At 66.1% G+C, this 17531-nt stretch carries 16 protein-coding genes; 9 read left to right on the top strand and 7 right to left on the bottom strand.

Features of this window, described 5'->3' with window-relative positions:
• Positions 1-166: 166 nt before the first annotated feature.
• The gene (locus tag HMH01_RS15040; RefSeq protein WP_171326574.1) at positions 167-2026 is read right to left on the bottom strand and encodes a sigma-54 interaction domain-containing protein; all 1860 of its coding nucleotides are present in this window, start codon (positions 2024-2026) and stop codon (positions 167-169) included.
• A 202-nt stretch (positions 2027-2228) separates the two neighbouring features.
• Here HMH01_RS15040 and HMH01_RS15035 point away from each other — a divergent pair, with 202 nt between their 5' ends.
• From HMH01_RS15035 to cynS, 4 genes are read left to right on the top strand one after another with little or no spacing between them, the layout of a single operon-like run.
• A complete protein-coding gene (locus HMH01_RS15035; protein WP_171326573.1) occupies positions 2229-3608 on the top strand; it encodes a CmpA/NrtA family ABC transporter substrate-binding protein in 1380 nt (459 codons plus the stop codon).
• Between the two features lie 3 nt (positions 3609-3611).
• Entirely contained in the window at positions 3612-4445 is an 834-nt protein-coding gene (ntrB, locus tag HMH01_RS15030; protein WP_171326572.1) for a nitrate ABC transporter permease, read from the top strand.
• Positions 4446-4456: 11 nt separating this feature from the next.
• Complete coding sequence (locus HMH01_RS15025) at positions 4457-5362, top strand: ABC transporter ATP-binding protein (RefSeq protein ID WP_171326571.1); 906 nt, start codon at positions 4457-4459, stop codon at positions 5360-5362.
• Between the two features lie 27 nt (positions 5363-5389).
• Positions 5390-5860 carry a cyanase gene (gene cynS / locus HMH01_RS15020; protein WP_216366867.1) on the top strand — a complete coding sequence of 157 codons (471 nt, stop codon included), beginning with the start codon at positions 5390-5392 and terminating at the stop codon, positions 5858-5860.
• 49 nt (positions 5861-5909) lie between these two features.
• Here the strand turns inward: cynS and HMH01_RS15015 are convergent, their stop codons facing one another.
• Positions 5910-6701, bottom strand: a complete 792-nt coding sequence (locus HMH01_RS15015) for a nitroreductase family protein (RefSeq protein ID WP_171326570.1) — start codon at positions 6699-6701, stop codon at positions 5910-5912.
• Between the two features lie 197 nt (positions 6702-6898).
• Between HMH01_RS15015 and HMH01_RS15010 the strand changes: the two genes are divergently transcribed.
• Positions 6899-7240: a DUF883 family protein gene (locus HMH01_RS15010; protein WP_171326569.1), complete on the top strand. Its 342-nt coding sequence runs from the start codon at positions 6899-6901 to the stop codon at positions 7238-7240.
• A gap of 35 nt (positions 7241-7275) precedes the next feature.
• Positions 7276-7623 (top strand): hypothetical protein, encoded by a 348-nt coding sequence (locus HMH01_RS15005; RefSeq protein ID WP_171326568.1) that lies wholly within the window; start codon positions 7276-7278, stop codon positions 7621-7623.
• Between the two features lie 7 nt (positions 7624-7630).
• Here HMH01_RS15005 and HMH01_RS15000 read toward each other — a convergent pair whose 3' ends face one another.
• Positions 7631-8209, bottom strand: coding sequence for an exopolysaccharide biosynthesis protein (locus tag HMH01_RS15000; protein WP_246237416.1), 579 nt, complete (start codon positions 8207-8209; stop codon positions 7631-7633).
• Positions 8210-8396: 187 nt separating this feature from the next.
• Between HMH01_RS15000 and dtd the strand changes: the two genes are divergently transcribed.
• A complete protein-coding gene (gene dtd / locus HMH01_RS14995; protein WP_171326566.1) occupies positions 8397-8840 on the top strand; it encodes a D-aminoacyl-tRNA deacylase in 444 nt (147 codons plus the stop codon).
• Between the two features lie 8 nt (positions 8841-8848).
• Here the strand turns inward: dtd and HMH01_RS14990 are convergent, their stop codons facing one another.
• Entirely contained in the window at positions 8849-9598 is a 750-nt protein-coding gene (locus tag HMH01_RS14990) for a TSUP family transporter (protein WP_171326565.1), read from the bottom strand.
• Between the two features lie 229 nt (positions 9599-9827).
• Here HMH01_RS14990 and HMH01_RS14985 point away from each other — a divergent pair, with 229 nt between their 5' ends.
• A complete protein-coding gene (locus HMH01_RS14985) occupies positions 9828-10709 on the top strand; it encodes a LysR family transcriptional regulator (RefSeq protein WP_171326564.1) in 882 nt (293 codons plus the stop codon).
• A 31-nt stretch (positions 10710-10740) separates the two neighbouring features.
• Positions 10741-11466 (top strand): substrate-binding domain-containing protein, encoded by a 726-nt coding sequence (locus tag HMH01_RS14980; protein WP_171326563.1) that lies wholly within the window; start codon positions 10741-10743, stop codon positions 11464-11466.
• A gap of 5 nt (positions 11467-11471) precedes the next feature.
• On the opposite strand, the gene HMH01_RS14975 is transcribed toward HMH01_RS14980, so the two are convergent.
• The 3 genes from HMH01_RS14975 to HMH01_RS14965 form a co-directional block, all read right to left on the bottom strand.
• The gene (locus HMH01_RS14975; protein WP_171326562.1) at positions 11472-13064 is read right to left on the bottom strand and encodes an MBL fold metallo-hydrolase RNA specificity domain-containing protein; all 1593 of its coding nucleotides are present in this window, start codon (positions 13062-13064) and stop codon (positions 11472-11474) included.
• A gap of 98 nt (positions 13065-13162) precedes the next feature.
• Positions 13163-14836: a capsular polysaccharide synthesis protein gene (locus tag HMH01_RS14970; RefSeq protein WP_171326561.1), complete on the bottom strand. Its 1674-nt coding sequence runs from the start codon at positions 14834-14836 to the stop codon at positions 13163-13165.
• A gap of 3 nt (positions 14837-14839) precedes the next feature.
• On the bottom strand, positions 14840-17401 hold the full coding sequence (locus HMH01_RS14965; RefSeq protein WP_171326560.1) for a glycosyltransferase: 2562 nt from the start codon (positions 17399-17401) through the stop codon (positions 14840-14842).
• Positions 17402-17531: the final 130 nt, after the last annotated feature.

Raw genomic sequence — 17531 nt, 5'->3', positions numbered from 1 at the left:
ATCTCTCAGCATAACCAAACCACAAGACGCCGCCCTCACGGGCGGCGTTTGCGTTTTGGGCGAAGGCGAGGATCGCGGCGAGTGTCCCGACGAGCGTGACATTGCAGACACAGAACCCCGACGCCCCGTGTCAACCAACGGCGCCTGACCCCGAGCCACACCAAACTCAAACACCACCCCAGTCCCGCGACTCGATCCCGTACTTCCGGATCCGCGAGTAAAGCGTCGTCGGCCGTACGCCCAGGATCGCCGCCGCCCCGTCCGGGCCGAACACCTTGCCCCCCGTCTCGCGCAGGCAGGAAATCAGGTTCGCCACCTCGAGCTGGCGCAGATCCTGGTCGGTCAGGATCGTCGCGGGCCCCGCGGTGCCCTGCGCAGGGACGGCCGGTCCCTGGACGTCGACCACCAGCTTGCCCCCCGTGGACACGATGGCCCCGCGCTCGATCACGTTCTCCAGTTCGCGGACGTTGCCGGGCCAGTGATACTGCATCAGCGACCGGATCGTGCCCTGGGTGATCACCGGCTCCGTGCGGTTCAGCCGGCCGCAGGCCAGTTTCAGGAAATGCGCCGCGAGTTGCGGGATGTCCTCGGGCCGTTCGCGCAGGGGCGTGCAGGCGATGGGAAACACGGCGAGGAAAAAATACAGATCCTCGCGGAACCGCCCGGCCGACACCTCCCGCTCCAGGTTGCGGCTCGACGAGGCGATGATCCGCAGGTCCACCGCGCGCGGCCGCTCCTCTCCTATCCGCACGACGGCGCGTTCCTGAAGCGCTGTCAGCAGGCGGCCCTGGTGTTCCAGCGGGATCTCGGCCACCTCGTCCAGGAACAGCGTCCCGCCATGGGCGAGTTCCAGCATGCCCGGCCTGTCCCGCAGCGCGCCGGTAAAGGCGCCGCGCACATGGCCGAACAACTCGCTTTCGACCCCGTCCGGGGAAAGCGCCCCGCATTTCACCCGGATCAGCGCCCTCCGCCGCCGGTCGCTCGCCTTGTGAACGGCCGAGGCGACCAGCGACTTCCCGGTGCCCGATTCGCCCGTGATCAGCACGTTCGCGTCGGTTCGCGCCACCAGGTCGATCTGGGTCCTGAGCTGCCGTATCGCGGGGGCCGCACCGATGATGTCGTGATGCGCCCGCTCGGTGATGATCTCTTCCTGCAGATAGGCGTTCTCCTGCTCCAGCCGGTCGCGCAGCGCCGCCACCTCGTCCAGCGCCTCGCGCAGGCGGCGCTCGTTCTCCTTGCGCTCGGTGATGTCGCGGAAGATCACGACCGCACCGGCCAGCACCTGGTTGTCGTAGATCGGGGTCGAGACGTATTCGACCTGGATCGGCTTGCCGTCCTTGCGCCAGAACACCTCGTTCTCGATCCGGTTCACCTGCTCGTAGCGGAACGACTGGTAGATCGGGCACTCGCGCGAGGGGTAGACATCGCCGTTCAGGTGGTGGTGGTGGATCATCGTGTGAATGTCCCGGCCCAGCAGATCTTCGCTGGTCCAGCCCAGCATTTCCTGCGCGGCGCGGTTCACGAAGGTGGTCTTTCCTTCCGCGTTCACCCCGTAGATCCCTTCGCCCGCCGCGTTCAGGATCAGCTGGTTCTCCATCTCCAGCTCGCGAAAGAAGGCCTGGGTGCGCTGCCATTCCAGGATCCCCGCGCTCTGTATGCTGGCGGCCTCGGCGATCTGGGTATGCGCCTCCATCTCCTCGAGATCGATCAGCACCAGCAGGAGCAATGTCTCCGCGCCCTCGGTCATCAGCCGGCCCCGGACCTCTACCCGCAGCGGGGCGCCCGTGGCGTCGTGCAGGTCCAGCCCCCGGGTCCAGTGCTGGCCGTAATGCGCGACCGCGTCGGCAAAGACGATCAGGTCGGGCACACGCCGCCGCAGGTAGCCGGCGAAGGGGCGGCCACAGGGATCTTCCTTGAGCAGCTTCACGGCCAGCATGTTCGCGGCGCGGATGCGGTCCTGCCCCGGCTCGATCAGAAGCGCGGCGCAGGGCGAATGGGCGATCAGTGAATCGGCGGGTTCCGGCATGGGGACAGGATGCCTGTGGCATGTCGCGCGGGCAACGAAAATTCGTAATTTATGAAATATCGCAACTCAGCATTGCCGGGTGTGATGGTTAATGCATTGAAAAGCTACAGGAAAATAGGGGTCAACGATTTACCCTGCCAGCTTTGTTCCAGGCCCACTGCCCGTCTAGCTTTTGAGCAGACGCAAACAACAGGGGGCCATCATGCCGATCAAGAGCCTTGGAGATCCGTTCAAGCCCGAAACCGATCTGCGACACGGCGCCGAGTGCGGCTGCGGCGATTGCCGCGCGACCGCCGCGGCCCATGTCCACGCCGCCGATGCCAGCCGCGAGGCAATGCTCGAGCGCGCCGTCGAAAGCGCCATCGTGCGCTCGGTCTTCGGCCATAACGAACTGAACCGCCGCTCCTTCATGGGAATGGTGGGCGGGACCACCTTTGCCGCTGCGCTGGCCTCGGTCCTGCCGCTCGACAAGGTCAAGGCCGCCATCCTGGACGAGCTTGGCCCGCCCGAGAAGCCCGACCTCAACATCGGCTTCGTGCCGATCACCTGCGCGACACCGATCATCATGGCCCAGCCCATGGGCTTCTACGAACGCTACGGCCTGAACGCGCAGGTCATCAAGACCGCCGGCTGGGCGGTGGCGCGCGACAAGTCGCTGTCGGGCGAATACGACGCAAGCCACATGCTGACCCCCATGCCGCTGGCCATGACCCTGGGCGCGGGCAGCGTGGCCGAGCCCTACATCATGCCCGCGGTCGAGAACATCAACGGCCAGGCGATCGTCCTGTCCAACGAGCATCTGGACAAGCGCGACCCCCAGCAGTGGAAGGGCTTCACCTTCGGCGTGCCCTTCGAATATTCGATGCACAACTTCCTGTTGCGCTACTACGTCGCCGAGCACGGGCTCGATCCCGACACCGACATCCAGATCCGCGTGGTGCCGCCGCCCGAGATGGTCGCGAACCTGCGCGCGGGCAACCTCGACGGCTATCTCTCGCCCGACCCGTTCAACCAGCGCGCGGTCTGGGAAGGGATCGGCTTCATCCACACCCTGACCAAGGACATCTGGGAAGGCCATCCCTGCTGCGCCTTCGCCGCGCCCCTCAGCTTTGCGACAGAACTGCCCAACACCTACGGCGCGCTTCTCAAGGCGATCGTGGACGCGACGCAATACGCGTCCGACCCGGCGAACCGCAAGGAAATCTCCGAGGCGATCGCGCCCACCAACTACCTCAACCAGCCGGTGCCCGTCATCGAGCAGGTGCTGACCGGCACCTATGCCGACGGCCTGGGAGAAGTGAAGGTGGTGCCCGACCGGATCGATTTCGACCCGTTCCCCTGGCATTCGATGGGCGTCTGGATCCTGACCCAGATGAAGCGTTGGGGCTATGTCGAGGGCGACATCGACTACAAGGCCGTGGCCGAAGAGGTCTACCTTGCCGCCGACTGCAAGAAGATCATGGAGGATCTCGGCTACGAGGCGCCCGACGTCACCTACAAGTCGCATACGATCATGGGCAAGACCTTCGACCCGATGGCGCCCGAGGCCTATGTCGACAGCTTCGAAATCAAGCGGGCCTGAGCGATGAAGTCGCTCAGCCTGAACCAGCGCGCGGCGCTCCTGTCCCTCCTGATCCTGGCGGTCGGCCTCCTCCTGTGGGAGGCCGCCATCCCGGCCCAGAAGGCCGCCGGAGAGCTGACGCAATACGAGCTGCTGACAGGCGGCGGCGCGCCCAAGGCGGGCGTGCCACCCCCGTCCGAGATCTTTGCCAAGGCGTGGGAGCAGCTGTCGAACCCCTTCTACGACGCCGGCCCCAACGACAAGGGCATCGGCATCCAGATCGGCTATTCGATCTACCGGGTGCTGTCGGGCTACCTGATGGCCGCCGCCGTCGCGATCCCGCTGGGCTTCCTGATCGGCATGTCGCCCATCGCCTACAAGGCGCTCAACCCCTTCATCCAGGTGCTGCGCCCGATCTCGCCCCTGGCCTGGATGCCGCTCGCGTTGTTCATCATCCAGGACAGCGAGGCGTCGGCCATCTTCGTCATCTTCATCTGCTCGATCTGGCCCATGCTCATCAACACCGCCTTCGGCGTGGCGGGCGTGCGCAAGGACTGGGTGAACGTCGCCCGCACGCATGAACTGGGGTCGCTGAAGACAGCCTTCACGGTGATCCTGCCGGCGGCAGCCCCCACCATCGTGACCGGCATGCGCATTTCCATCGGGATCGCCTGGCTGGTGATCGTCGCGGCCGAGATGCTCGTGGGCGGGACCGGGATCGGCTACTACGTCTGGAACGAGTGGAACAACCTCGACCTGACCTCCGTCATCTTCTCGATCCTCATGATCGGCGTCGTCGGCATGGCGCTGGACTCCGCCTTCGGTGTCCTCCAGCGCGCCGTCGCCTACGCGGAATAAGGAGAGTTCCCATGTCCAAACCCTTTCTGAGCGTAGAGAACCTGACCCAGCGCTTCCCCGACTCCTCGGGCGGCACCACCACCGTCTTCGAGGAGGCGAGCTTCGGGATCGAGAAGGGCGAGTTCGTCTGCATCCTCGGCCATTCCGGCTGCGGCAAGTCCACCATCATGAACATCCTCGCGGGCCTGGCCGAACCGACCTCGGGCGCGGTGGTGATGGACGGGCGCGAAGTGTCCGGTCCCAGCCTCGACCGCGGCGTGGTGTTCCAGAACTACTCGCTGCTGCCCTGGCTCAGCGCGCTGAAGAACGTCAGCTTCGCCGTCGCCGCCCGCCACAAGGACTGGACCAAGGCACAGGTGCAGGACCATTCGCTCAAATACCTCGCCATGGTCGGCCTCGACGGCGAGGTGGTGCACCGCAAGCCCAGCCAGCTTTCGGGCGGCATGCGCCAGCGCGTGTCCATCGCGCGGGCCTTTGCCAACCAGCCGAAGCTCCTGCTGCTCGACGAACCCTTCGGCGCGCTCGACGCGCTGACGCGGGGCACGATCCAGGACGAGCTTCTGAAGATCTGGGCTGGCACCGAACAGACGGTGTTCATGATCACCCATGACATCGACGAGGCGATCCTCCTGGCCGATCGCATCCTCCTGATGACCAACGGCCCCTTCGCCCGCGTGGCGGAGTCGGTGGAAATCACCATCCCCCGCCCGCGCAGCCGCACCGAGATCGTGGAACACCCCAACTACTACGCGATCCGCAACCACCTGGTGCAGTTCCTCGGCGTCCGCTCGAAGGAACTGGCCGGCCAGCGCGAGGGGACGGGGCCCAACCGCCCCGAGACCGTGCGCATCGACCTGACCGGCACCGAAAGCGAACCGGAGCCGTCGCGCCCCGCGCTGCGCGCCATATCCCACTGATCCAACATCCAACCAAGGACCAAGACCATGAAAGACAGCTTCATGCCCGCCCCCGAGATGACCAAGGAAGACGTCACCGCCATGATCCTTTCGGCCAAGAAGCAGGCCGGGCTGAAATGGGAAGAGATCGCCGAAAAGATCGGCATGTCCCCGGTCTGGACCCACTCCGCATGCATGGGCATGAATGCCATGCCGCGCGACAAGGCCGAGGCGCTGGTCGCCGTCATGGGCCTGCCGCAGGAGGCGGCGTCGGTGCTGGAGGAGAGCCCGACCAAGGTCTGGGAACAGGCTGTGCCGACCGACCCCTGCATCTATCGCCTCTACGAGATCGTGGGCGTCTACGGCCCCACCATCAAGGCGATCATCAACGAGAAGTTCGGCGAGGGCATCATGTCCGCCATCGACTTCGACATGAAGATCACCCGTGTCGAGAACCCCAAGGGCGACCGGGTCAAGCTCGAGATGTCGGGCAAGTTCCTCGCCTACAACAACTGGTAAGCCCATGGGGCGGCCGCCCTTCGGGGTGGCCGCCCGATCCGCCCGGGCCTCAGCCCAGGGTGAAGCCCGCGCGCTTCAGGAATGCGCCCATCGCGTGGTTCTTCGGCTTCGAATACTGCGCCGTGCGCTTCGCGGTCCAGTTCCCCTGACCCAGGGCTTCGCGCCGCCGGTCGTACTCCGCCAGCGCCGCCGGATCGTCGCCCGAACCGAACCGCTCGGCATGCAGCGTCACCTCCAGCGGCAGGCGCGCGGTGATCGCCGCCTCCTCGGCCGGCCAGCCCAGGGCGAAGCCCGCGAAGGGCACCACCAGCGGCGGCAGTTCCAGCAGCGCGGCCACCTCGTCCACGTTCTCGCGGATGCCGCTCACCGCGCAACCGCCCAGGCCCGCCATGTTCGCCGCCGCCTGCAACCAGCCCAGCGTGATCGCCGCATCCGCCACGGCGTTCACCAGCTGATCGGCATGGGCGTTCGGAAACGGCAGGCCCGCCCGTTCCATCATCGCGACCAGCCGGCCTGCATTGCCGCACAGGATCAGGATGACGGGCGCGTCCCGCAGCCAGTCCGTCCCGGGCACCAGCCCCGCCAGCGCCGCGCGCCGGTCCGCGTCCCGCACCACCACGATGTCGCGCAGCTGCAGGTCGCTCTTGGATGGCGCCGAGAATGCGCAGGCGCAGACCAGCTCGACCAGCGTGTCCGGGACGGGACGATCGGCAAAGGCCCGGACGCTGCCATGCCCCGCCAGCGCCGCCAGCCGGTCCGCCTGCGCAGGGGCCAGATCCCCCGCCGCCGGAAGGGATCTGCCGAAGCGTTGCTCCAGCATTCCGTTCAAGGTCTCGCTCACCCGTCATCCTCCCCCGTTTCGCTGCGCGAGCCATATCACGCCCCGTGCCGCGATCAACGCCGCGCGATCGACCACAGGCGGCGACTTTCCGCCCTTGGTGCGTTATGCTCGGCGCGTTTGCCACGCGGGGTGGCAAGCCCCTGTAGGGTGCCGCCCTGCGCCAGGCAGCCATGAACAGCAATCGAAGGAGGATGAAGATGGCGAATTCATCGACCAAGACATCCGAAACCCGCTCCAGCGACGACACCGCCCGCGAGATCGAGCGCGAGGTCGCCCAGCTCCGCGAGGATCTGGCCACGCTGACCCGCTCGCTCCGCGATCACGGAACCGCCCGCTTCGACGAGGCGAAGCACCGGGTCGAGGACATGTCCGACGAGGCGATGGCCGAAACCCTGCGCGTGGTGCGCGACCTGCGCAAGCGCATCACCACCATCGAGCGCGACCTCGAGGGAAACGTCCGCGAGAACCCGATGTCCTGGGTTCTGGGCGCGCTGGGCATGGGGCTTCTGTTCGGCCTTCTCTTCTCCCGCCGCGACTAGGGCGGCTCGGGCAGGGCATGGCCGGAATAGGGGCGATGATCGGCCTCGGGCTGGTGCTGGCGCTACTGCTGGCGGTGGCCTGGGGGTTCGGGGTGGCGGCGCTGGTGGCGGCCCTTGCCGCACCGCTTGGCATGGCCGGCGCGCTGGCCGTGGCGGCGGCGCTTCATCTCGTGCTGGCGCTGGGCGCGCTTTTCGCCTTGCGCGCCCGCGCGCGGCAGGAGGCGCGCAAGCGCCGCGCCCGCGCGAACCTGGCCGCCGTCCTGCGCACCGCCACGGCCCTGATGCCCGCCCTCAAGGGCGGCAAGCAGCGCACCGGGCTTGGCATCGCGGTGGCGATGGTCGCCCTGGCGGTCGTCCTTGCCGGGCGCAAGGACGACGCCTGACGCCCGCTCACTCCATGATGGCGCTGGCGCTCGACCCGATCGACAGCACGATGATGATCGTGAGCAGGATCGAGGCGGCGCCCGCGCCCAGCCCGATCAGCGTCACCTTGCCGTCGCGCTCGACCTGGCCCACGCCGCAGATGAACAGCGACACGGCCGGGAACCAGCCGCTGAACGGGATCGGCAGGAACAGGGTGAACGCGATCAGGAACAGCGCCAGCCCCAGCCGGCGCTCGTGGCGCGGCGCGAAGATCCCCGTCATCCGCGGCTGCAACACCCGCTCCAGCCGGCGCGTCACGGGCCTGAGGCGCATCATCGTGCGCCGCAGCTTCTGCGGATCGACGGTGATCCGCGCCAGCCGCCCCGGCAGCCGCACATGCGGATAGCCCAGCGACATCTGCGCCGTGGCCAGCAGCACCGGCAGCGCCGTGATCAGCGACGATCCGGGCGGCAGCGGCAGCATCGTGACCAGCGAGAAGACGACGATCGCCCAGCCGAAGGATGTCTCTCCAAGCCCCGACAGAAGCCCGCCCAGCGTCACCGTGCCGGTGCGTTGCTGCGCGCGCGAGGTCCTCAGGATTGGCATGGACAATGACGGCCGGCGTCTCTTTCCGTTCTTTGCTGCCGTCATCAATGCCTCCTGAATACGGGCACAATATCGTCCTGCCGCCCGGTTTCTTCAAGCAAGCACCAGCGGCCCGGCCGATCGCCCCCTTGAGCCCCGGTGCCGCTTGCCGTCATGGTGGCCCGCGTCGGCAAGAAGGAAAGAGAGCATGCGCGCACTGATCCAGCGGGTATCCGAGGCAAGCGTCACCGTCGAGGGCGAGATCACCGGCGCCATCGGCCCCGGGCTTCTGGTGCTGGTCTGCGCCATGGCAGGCGACACCGATGCGGAATCGGCCTGGCTTGCCCGCAAGGTGGCGCAGCTGCGCATCTTCCGCGACGATCAGGGCCGGATGAACCGCTCGCTTCTCGACACGGGCGGCGCGGCGCTCGTGGTCAGCCAGTTCACCCTCGCCGCCGAGACGAAGGGCAACCGCCCCGGCTTTTCCACCGCCGCCGCCCCCGACGAGGGCCGCCGCCTCTATGAGCGGTTCATGGCGGATCTGGCGGGCCACGGCATCCCCGTGCAGGCGGGACGCTTCGGCGCCGACATGAAGGTCGCGCTCGTCAATGACGGGCCCGTGACGATCTGGCTCGACACCGCCCGCCGCTGAACTTGCGCTCAACCGGTCAGCCCCGCGTAGACCAGCTGCAACGAAATCGCCAGCAGCGCCAGTTCCACCAGCGCGAAGAACAGCCTTTCGGGCAAGAGCCGCGTCAGCCGGTACCCGGCCCAGGCCCCGAACAGCGCCATCGGCGCCAGCACCGCCCCCACCCGCAGATCGCTCAGGTCCAGCAGACCCAAAGCCACATAGGGCGGCAGCTTCATCAGGTTGATCGCCGCGAACACGATGGTCGAGGTGCCGGCAAAGACCATCTTCGGCAGGTTCTGCGGCAGCACATAGGCCTGGAAAGGCGGCCCGCCCGCATGGGCCACGAAACTGGTGAAACCGCAGACGCCGCCCCAGATCACGCCGCGCGGCACGGTCGCCGCGCGCGGGGCGGGCGGGCCCGCGATCATGCTGCGCAGCCGCGTCGCCAGGTAGTAAAGCCCGATCGCGCCGACCGCGATGCGCACCATGTTCTCGTCCGTCATGTCCGCGACGACCCAGCCCAGCAGGATGCCCAGCGCCGCCGCGGGGATCAGGATGGCCATGTTCCGCCTGGAATATTCCCGCCGGTAGAGCCACACGCCATAGGCATCGCTCAGGATGTAGATCGGCAGCAGCAGCGCCGCCGCCTCGAGCGGCGGCATGATCAGCGACATCATCGCCACGCTCAGGAAGGCGACCACCGGCACGCCGCCCTTGCCCGCGCCCACGAAGAAGGCGCCCAGCACCGCCGCAACCCAGAAGTAGACCTGCTCGCTCACCGTTCGGCGCCCCGTCCATCGATGAAGTTTCGTGTCATCCGCCTGCGTCCCGCCCGCCGGCCCGCCCACGCCGTGATCGGTCTTCGGCGCGAAACATGCAACCGCAATCTCCCGCCGCCATGGCCGGTCCCTATGCCGCTGAAAACGCGATACTCTTGTCGCGGTCGCACGGGCGGCCTAGTGTCTGGCGTCGCGGCCCTTTCGCCGGGGCCTGAAGCGGGGCGGCCTGATGGATCTGCGCGACCTGAGCTATTTCGAGACGATCGCGAGGACGGCCACCTATGACGAGGCGGCCGAGATTCTCGGCCGCACCAAGCAGGCGCTGACCAAGTCCGTGCGCCGGCTCGAGGCCGATATCGGCGGCACCCTCTTCGAAAGGGATGGCCGCGGCAAGGCGCTGACCGCGCTGGGGATCGCCCTTCTGGAACGGGCCGAACGATTGCGCCTCTCGGTGGACGACATCGGGCGCGAGATGGCCGACCTGGCCGGCGGCCGCACCGGGCTGGTCAGGATCGGCACCGGCATGACGCCCGCCAGCCACATCCTGCCCGCAGCCTGCCGCCAGCTGCGCGCGGCCGTTCCCGGCATCCGGCTGGAACTTGAGATCGGCAATTCCGATTTTCTTCAGGAACGGCTGCGGCATGGCACGCTCGACCTGATCCTGTGCCCGATGGATGGCGGCGATCTGTCGGATCTCGACGTGCGGGTGGTGCTCGACGAAACCGTCGTGGTCGCGGCCGGGGTCGACCATCCGCTGGCCGGGCGCGGGTTCGAGCTGGCCGAGCTGACGGAACATGGCTGGATGCTCCAGTCGCAATCCAGCGCCATGCGCGCCTGGCTCGACGCCGTCTTCACCTCGCGAAACCTGGCCCCGCCGCGCGTCATGGTCGAGACCGGCACCATCGGGGTCCTGACCCGTGTCGCCGAGGAAATGCAGCTGCTGACCTTCACCAGCCGGCGCAACCTGAACACCCTGGTCGAGCTGGCCCACCCCGAAACCACCATGCCGCGGCAATTCGGGCTCATGTCGCGGCGCGACGCCTATCTGCCGCCCGCGGCCCGCCGCCTGCGCGAATTCATCCTCGCGACCGTCGCGGCCGGCCCCGCATGATCACCGCGCAACTGACAAGGACATCGCAGGCATGACGACAACCGAACCGCTGAAGGTCATAACCTCGGGCGCCTTCGCCGCCGCGCTCGTGAAGCTGCTGCCGCACTACAAGGCACCCGACGGCACAGAGGTGGACGTCTCCTTCGGCTCCTCGCTCGGGGCCGCGCACGACTCGATCCCCACGCGCCTGTCCAAGGGCGAACGCTTCGATGTCTACCTGCTGGCCGAGGCCGCCGTCGCCCAGTTCTCGGAACAGGGCCATATCCGCCCCGACAGCCGGATCGACCTGGTCGAATCCCATATCGGCGCCTGCGTCCGCGAGGGCGACCCCGCGCCCGACATCTCCACCACCGAAGCCTTCCGCGAGACCCTTCTCGCGGCGAAATCAGTGGGCCACGCCGCCAGCGCCAGCGGCATCTACCTCTCGACCGAAGTGTTCCCCGCCCTCGGCATCGCCGAGCAGATGAAGAAGACCGCCTTCACCGTCTTCAGCGAAAGGGTGGGCACCATCGTCGCCCGAGGCGAGGCGGATCTGGGCTTCCAGCAGATCAGCGAGATCCTTCCCATTCCGGGCGTCAAGCTGATCGGCCGGCTGCCCCCCGAGTTCCGCCGCCCCTTCCACTTCTGCGCCGGGATCGGCGCCGGGACCGACAAGCTCGACCGCGCCAGGCACCTCCTGCGCTTTCTCGCCTCCGAGGAGGCGGGGCCGATCATCCGCGAGACCGGCCTCGACCCGCTGTTCCCCGAGGTCCGTTAACCGCTTCAGTGGCGGCGGTCGTCCTCCCCCTCCAGCGCGCGGCGCAGCCGCCGGATCGTCACCGCGCGCGCCTTGTCGTCGGCCTCGGCCCTGAGCGTGTCGTTGATGTCGAGGATCAGCTTCGACAGGTCGTTGTGCCAGTCGAGCCGCGCCATCCCCTCGCGCGGCAGCCGCGGCGCAGCCCCCGCCAGCCGCACGGCGCCGTTGGGCGTCAGCTCGAAACTCTCGTCCAGCGCGGGCACCAGCACATCCTCGGGGGCGAGGATGCCGTTCAGCCGCGCGGCCAGCCCCGCGATCGCCTCCGGCTCGCCATGCACCAGGAAAGCCTGCTGCGCCAGCGGCAGCCGCGCCTTCACCCAGGCCGCCAGCTCCGGCCCGTCGGCATGGCCCGAATACAGGTCGATGGACCGGATCCGCGCCCGCACCTTGTATTCGTCGCCCTGGATCCGCACCGAGCGCGCCCCCTCCTGCAGGATGCGGCCCAGCGTGCCCGTCGCCTGGTATCCCACCAGCAGCACCGTCGCCTCGTCGCGCCAGAGCCAGTTCTTCAGCCGGTGCCGGATCCGCCCCGCCTCGCACATGCCGCTGGCGGCGATGACGATGTGAAACCCCTTCACGGAATCGAGCGCCTTGCTCTGCTCCACCGTCTCGGTGAAATGCAGGTTCCGCGACGACAGCCCCTCCATCAGCGCGCCACCCCCTTCCAGCGACCGGCTGTGGCGGGCAAAGATCCGCGTGGCCTTGGTCGCCAGCGGCGAATCCACATGGATCGGGATCTGCGGCAACTCCCCCTCGGCCATCAGCTGGCTCAGGTCCGCGATCAGCTCCTGCGCGCGCTCCACCGCGAAGGACGGGATCAGCAGCGCGCCGTTCGGGTTGAACGCCGCCTTCACCTCGTCGCGCAGAAGCGCCCGCCGCCGCGCGGCCGTCGCATCCTCTCGGTCGGTGTCGCCATAGGTGCTTTCGCAGACCAGGTAATCGATCCCCGATGGTCCCTCGGGGTCGGGATGCATCAGCTTGTAGTCCGGCCCGATATCGGCCGAGAACAGCAGCCGCAGTGCCGGATCCGCCAGTTCCACCTCGACCGAGGCGGACCCCAGCAGATGCCCCGCATTCCAGTACCGCGCCCGCACCCCCGGCCCGACGGAAAACCACGCGTCGTAGGGCTGCGCCCGGAACAGGCCCAGGCATTCCGCCGCATCCTCGCCCGTGTAGATCGGCTCTACCGCATCGCGGTCACGCGCGCGGTTGCGGCGGTTCAGCTGTTCCACCTCGTATTCCTGGATATGTGCGCTGTCGGGCAGCATCACGCTGCACAGGTCCACCGTCGGCTCCGTCGCGTGGATCGTTCCGCGAAACCCGTCGCGCACCAGCTTCGGCAACAGCCCCGAATGGTCGATATGCGCATGGCTCAGGATCACCGCGGCGATCCGCTCGGCCCGGAACGGAAAGGGCCGGTAGTTCAGCTCCTTCTCGGTCTTGGATCCCTGGAACAGCCCGCAATCGATCAGCACGGCGCCATGGGCCGTCTCCAGCCGGAAACAGGATCCCGTCACGCACCCCGCGGCTCCGTGAAAGGTGAGGATGGGGTTGGTCATGGGGCCACCTTCCTGCTAGTGCCGACCGATGGCGGTCATGCCAGCACTCGCGGACGGCCGATGTCAACGGACAGCTGCCGATCCAGCGGCAGCCGCCATCATCCGGCCGCGCGATGTCGTGTGTGACCGTTCCTGGCGGCCCAATTCAGCGCCCGGGCATCCTCCGGGTTATTGGCAAGGTAGGATGACACGAGTTCGCTCGCTTCCGCAGGCCGGCCGGTTTGCGAAAGCACCTCGTGCAGAAGGCGGGTCGCGTTCCAGTTCGCCCCCCCGCTCAGTTCGAGAGCCGACCTGAGCGCCAGTTCCGCGGCTTCGCTGTTTCGCAGCGCCATCTGGACCCGAGCCAGGACCATGAACGCCCAAACCGTCTTCTGAAAGTCGGCCGCCGATTGCGCGTGCGGCAATGCAGCCTCGTGTTCACCCTCCGAATGCAGCACCTCGGCCAGCAGAAGCGCCGCGTTCCACGTTTTCCCGTCCAGGTCGAGCGCCGCCCGGAAGGATCCTTCCGCGAGAGCATTCTTCCCCGACAACTGCAGGTGCCGCCCCCGGGCGACATGAAGTGACGCCGACGAAAACCCCAGCGCATCCGCCTCTTCCAGCAGGCTGGCGGCTGACTCGCGGTCCTGGCGCCGAAGAAAATGCCATGCCGCCTCGGCGGTCGCATCGGGCCCTGCCTCCAGGGCGCTATCCGAAAGATTTCGTTCGACCACCGGTTGAAGGTCGTCGCGCCCGAACCGCCGCGCCGCCTGGGCGCGGGCCAGTGCCACCATGAATATCCGTGCCACCTCCGCCGGCACCCTTGCCAGCTCCTGTTCGGTGGCGGCGAATTCCTCCGGCAGATCCGCTTTCTCGTACCGGACCCGGAACAGGCGCGGATCGGCCGGGTTGATCCCGGCGGCTTCTGCAACCAGCCGCTCGATCTCGGGCTTCTCTATCTCGCTGCACCAGTCCTCGGCATTTGCGAGAAGAATGCCGACCAGGAAATCCTGCACCTCCCTGGGGTCGTGTCGACCCGGGCTTGATGGAACCGCGAACCGTTCGGCCATTTGCTCGATGACCGAGCCCTTCGCCATTTCCGCGTCCTTCGGAATATCGATCCGCCGAAGAAGTTCATGCCAGAGGTGAAGACAGTAGACGTCCTCGCGCGCCAGTAATTCCATTAGCTTTTCGGCATGCCCGGGGATGAACGGTCTGTAGAACTCCCACCATGGGACCGGACAGAAGTAGTCGGCCGGCACAACGTGCTTCTGGTAGCCCAGTTCACGGACCTTTCGATCGACCAGGGCGGGCCCAACTTCGAGAAAAGCGATGCCATCTACGTCGCGCGCCTCGATGTCGGCTATGCATTCCGCCAGGAACCTGTCGCCCGCGGGGAACTTCAGAAGTTGCGTGCTCGGCTGGACCAATCCCGGTCTTACAGTCTCCGAGCAGATCAGAACCTCCTGGTCGAGCGGAAGCGGACGGACGCAGATCAGGTCCGCATCTGCCCACACCCCACCCCGCTGGAACAGCAACTGGAAGCGGAAGTAATCCGAAAATCCCGCAACGCTTCCCTTTTCCGGACCATGGCCGTGGTGCCAGACCATATGCTCCGGGACGATCTCGCGGGCGTCCTTCCTCACGACACCATCCGGCAGATCCATTGGCTCTTCCGAATAGGTGTAGAGGTGGTACTCATGGCCAGCCGAAAGAAACGACTGCATCGAAATCTTTTCGATGCGGCTGATGTTGGAGCCGATCCAAAGCGACTGAACTAATTCAGAAGCGTGCATTTTTCATATTACGTCTTTGGAAAGACCCATGATGTCTTCCGATGTTCCAATCAGTACAGGCTCGCCGAAAAGGTGGAAGTCAGATGCGTGCCAGGTGTGCTGTGACTTGTCGGCCTTGCGATTCATGATGTAGTCGAATGGGTCGCCGGCTATGACCGTCCCCCCGTCGCGCATTATCTTTTCGGCAAAGATGATGTCTTCGCTTCGTTCCACCGTCTCGCAGTACTGATACCGTTCCCGGATGTCTGTGCGAAAGCCTTGGGTGCCGCCGGTGCCACCCAGCCCCTCGTCGAAGTACTTTCCAGAGCTTATAAGATAGACCCGGCCAATCTTCTCGAAGTGCACAAAGTGAGATTTCTTGTAAACAAGGTCAACCTTTGTTCCTTCGAGTATCCGAACTGTATTCACTACATGGTTTCGAAGGTAGGTGTCATCGGAATCCATCCGCAGGATGTACTTGCCCTTGGCGAGTGCCATGCCGGAATTCAGGATATGACCGATCGTCCCGTGGGCAACCGGGACAATGCGTGTCGATCTCATCGAGCCAAGCACCTCCTGGGTCTTTCTACCGTCAGCGAGCGGCCCGTTTGGCAGGACGATGACCTCCATGTTCGAATAGGTCTGCCTCAGGACATTCTGCCTGATATTCTCCAGGTCCTGCTCGCGATGCACGGGGATGAGCAGGGTCACAAGGCAATCGGGGGTCGGCCCCAGCGCGCGTGACAGTTTCTGCGCCATGTCGCGCTGGATCTCCAGCATGACCCGGTTCGATCTCCGATCCGATATCGTTGCGATTTTTTCCAGAAGACAATCGAAACGGTGGCCCGTTCCGGCATTCGTGATGGCCGCCCTGATCGCGTCGGAATACGAAAGCAGAAAGAAGACCAGCTTCTCTGTCAGCTTCATCTCGTCGGCAAGATGCAGGATCCGCTCCACCGCCTCGTCCACCCCGCCCTCCGAGAGTGCGACATAGAATTGAAGTATTTCAACGAGATCCGTTTCGTTGGAATGCTCCATTCTCACAAGAATCCTGGATGCCAGCATTGCTCGCAGCCGGTCGTCATTGACCAGCGAACTCCCCTCCAGGACGCCCTGAAGTTGTTCGTCCGTGAAGCTGTCATAGCCGGAATAGTTTTTCAGAAGCTCTTTTGCCTGTTCGTACTCACCCTGGTTGGTCAGGGTGAAGAATGCGGACATGAGTTCCTGTGCGCTTTTAGGGCCCGGGCTCTCCGCGCCGAGTGTTGTCTTCAGGTACCCGTCAAAGTCGCCGGACTCGAGGCTGAGTCGGTTCTGCGCGGCCCTCGCCACCTCCGGGTGAGAGTCCAGCGCCGCCAGGATCCTGTCGAGCTTTGCCGGGGTGGGATTGTCGATCAACAGGTCCGGTAGAACCCGTTGAAGCCCCGCGATCATGTTTTCCGGGGTCAGGCGATAGACGGCTTGAAGCGCCAGGCGCCGCGCACTTTCAGTATCGCCCGCAGCAAGGGCGACCCTTGCGATCAGCAGGGACATTCCCGGTTTGCCGGCGATGAGCGACGGCTCGTTCAGCAGGCCTTGCGCCAGTCTGTACGCGTCCTGGATTCGCCCATCTTCGCCAAGCCATTTGAACCCAAGACCATAGGCCTGCACCAGGGCAGACTTGTCCGCAGAACCTTCGAGGAATTCCTCCAGCCTTTCGACAGCGGTCCGCGGGCCGTGCATCTTTTCCAGTGCCTTGAACCTCAGGACCGCAGCGCCGTCGTGCTTCGGGTCGCGCTCCAATACCTGTGCCGTGATGTCGAGCACCTTTTCGAGCCGCTGGGTATCGAAGTAGATCCTTGCCAGCTGTATGCGCGCGCCATTGCCCAGGCGGGGATGGTCCAACATCCCCTCCAGCACCGCAATCGCCTCCTGTGTCCGGTGCACGCGGTGCAGCGCGGCTGCGTATTCCAGCGTCATCATTGCCCACTGGGGAAACCGGGCGTGCCCGTCCGCCGCGATTTCCAAGGCCTCCGCGGCGCGGTTCTCGGCGCCAAGGGCGCGGGCCAGCCGCAGCCAGGCGCGGTTTTCCGTGGTGCCGTCCGCGATGGCGCCGCGCAGAAGGGCTATCGCCTCTTCGGTCTCGCCGCGCGGCAGCAGCAGCTCCGCCAGTTCGAAGGCGGCGGCGGGGTCCGGGACCAGCTTCAGCACCAGCCGGTAGTTGCTGATGGCCAGGTCTGTCTGGCCGGCTTCCTTCTGGGTGCGCGCGATCATCAGCAGCAGCGACGCCGCCGCCTCCTGCGGCGCGCCGGCCTCGCGGGCGGCGCGGGCAATCCGGTCCGCGGGCGTGTCCTGCCGCTCTTCATCGGCATCGGCCGTGGCATCCGGCATCGCATGCGCGAACAGCTGGCTCAGCGTCTGGTCGTCGAAGATATCCTTTGCGCGGTGCCGATCCGTGTCGCTTGCCTGGGCTTGCGCGTCGGCTTCGCTGTCCCGGCCCTGCGGAAGTCCCGCTGACGGTCCATCCGAATCGGTCTGGTTCTTGGTTCCACCCGCGCCGTCGCCACCAGAATGGGACCCGCCACGCTCAAAAAACGCACGAAACATCATCGTTACACACTCCAGAAACCAAGACGCAAAAAATACTGCCCCGGCGATACAAGCCGACCCATCTGTGTGAATTCCACACATATTTTGGGTCAAATTGTGGTCAAGAGTGAACGCTTTCAACATATTGCAG

This window comes from Halovulum dunhuangense, from assembly GCF_013093415.1.
Lineage (GTDB): Bacteria > Pseudomonadota > Alphaproteobacteria > Rhodobacterales > Rhodobacteraceae > Halovulum > Halovulum dunhuangense.
This window is presented reverse-complemented; position numbering and strand designations above follow the sequence as displayed.

Coding starts and splice junctions, on each gene's coding strand:
- HMH01_RS15040 (WP_171326574.1), bottom strand. CDS start 2,026: ATGCCGGAACCCGCCGATTCACTGATCGCCCATTCGCCCTGCGCCGCG.
- HMH01_RS15035 (WP_171326573.1), top strand. CDS start 2,229: ATGCCGATCAAGAGCCTTGGAGATCCGTTCAAGCCCGAAACCGATCTG.
- ntrB (WP_171326572.1), top strand. CDS start 3,612: ATGAAGTCGCTCAGCCTGAACCAGCGCGCGGCGCTCCTGTCCCTCCTG.
- HMH01_RS15025 (WP_171326571.1), top strand. CDS start 4,457: ATGTCCAAACCCTTTCTGAGCGTAGAGAACCTGACCCAGCGCTTCCCC.
- cynS (WP_216366867.1), top strand. CDS start 5,390: ATGAAAGACAGCTTCATGCCCGCCCCCGAGATGACCAAGGAAGACGTC.
- HMH01_RS15010 (WP_171326569.1), top strand. CDS start 6,899: ATGGCGAATTCATCGACCAAGACATCCGAAACCCGCTCCAGCGACGAC.
- HMH01_RS15005 (WP_171326568.1), top strand. CDS start 7,276: ATGATCGGCCTCGGGCTGGTGCTGGCGCTACTGCTGGCGGTGGCCTGG.
- HMH01_RS15000 (WP_246237416.1), bottom strand. CDS start 8,209: ATGCCAATCCTGAGGACCTCGCGCGCGCAGCAACGCACCGGCACGGTG.
- dtd (WP_171326566.1), top strand. CDS start 8,397: ATGCGCGCACTGATCCAGCGGGTATCCGAGGCAAGCGTCACCGTCGAG.
- HMH01_RS14985 (WP_171326564.1), top strand. CDS start 9,828: ATGGATCTGCGCGACCTGAGCTATTTCGAGACGATCGCGAGGACGGCC.
- HMH01_RS14980 (WP_171326563.1), top strand. CDS start 10,741: ATGACGACAACCGAACCGCTGAAGGTCATAACCTCGGGCGCCTTCGCC.
- HMH01_RS14975 (WP_171326562.1), bottom strand. CDS start 13,064: ATGACCAACCCCATCCTCACCTTTCACGGAGCCGCGGGGTGCGTGACG.
- HMH01_RS14970 (WP_171326561.1), bottom strand. CDS start 14,836: ATGCACGCTTCTGAATTAGTTCAGTCGCTTTGGATCGGCTCCAACATC.
- HMH01_RS14965 (WP_171326560.1), bottom strand. CDS start 17,401: ATGATGTTTCGTGCGTTTTTTGAGCGTGGCGGGTCCCATTCTGGTGGC.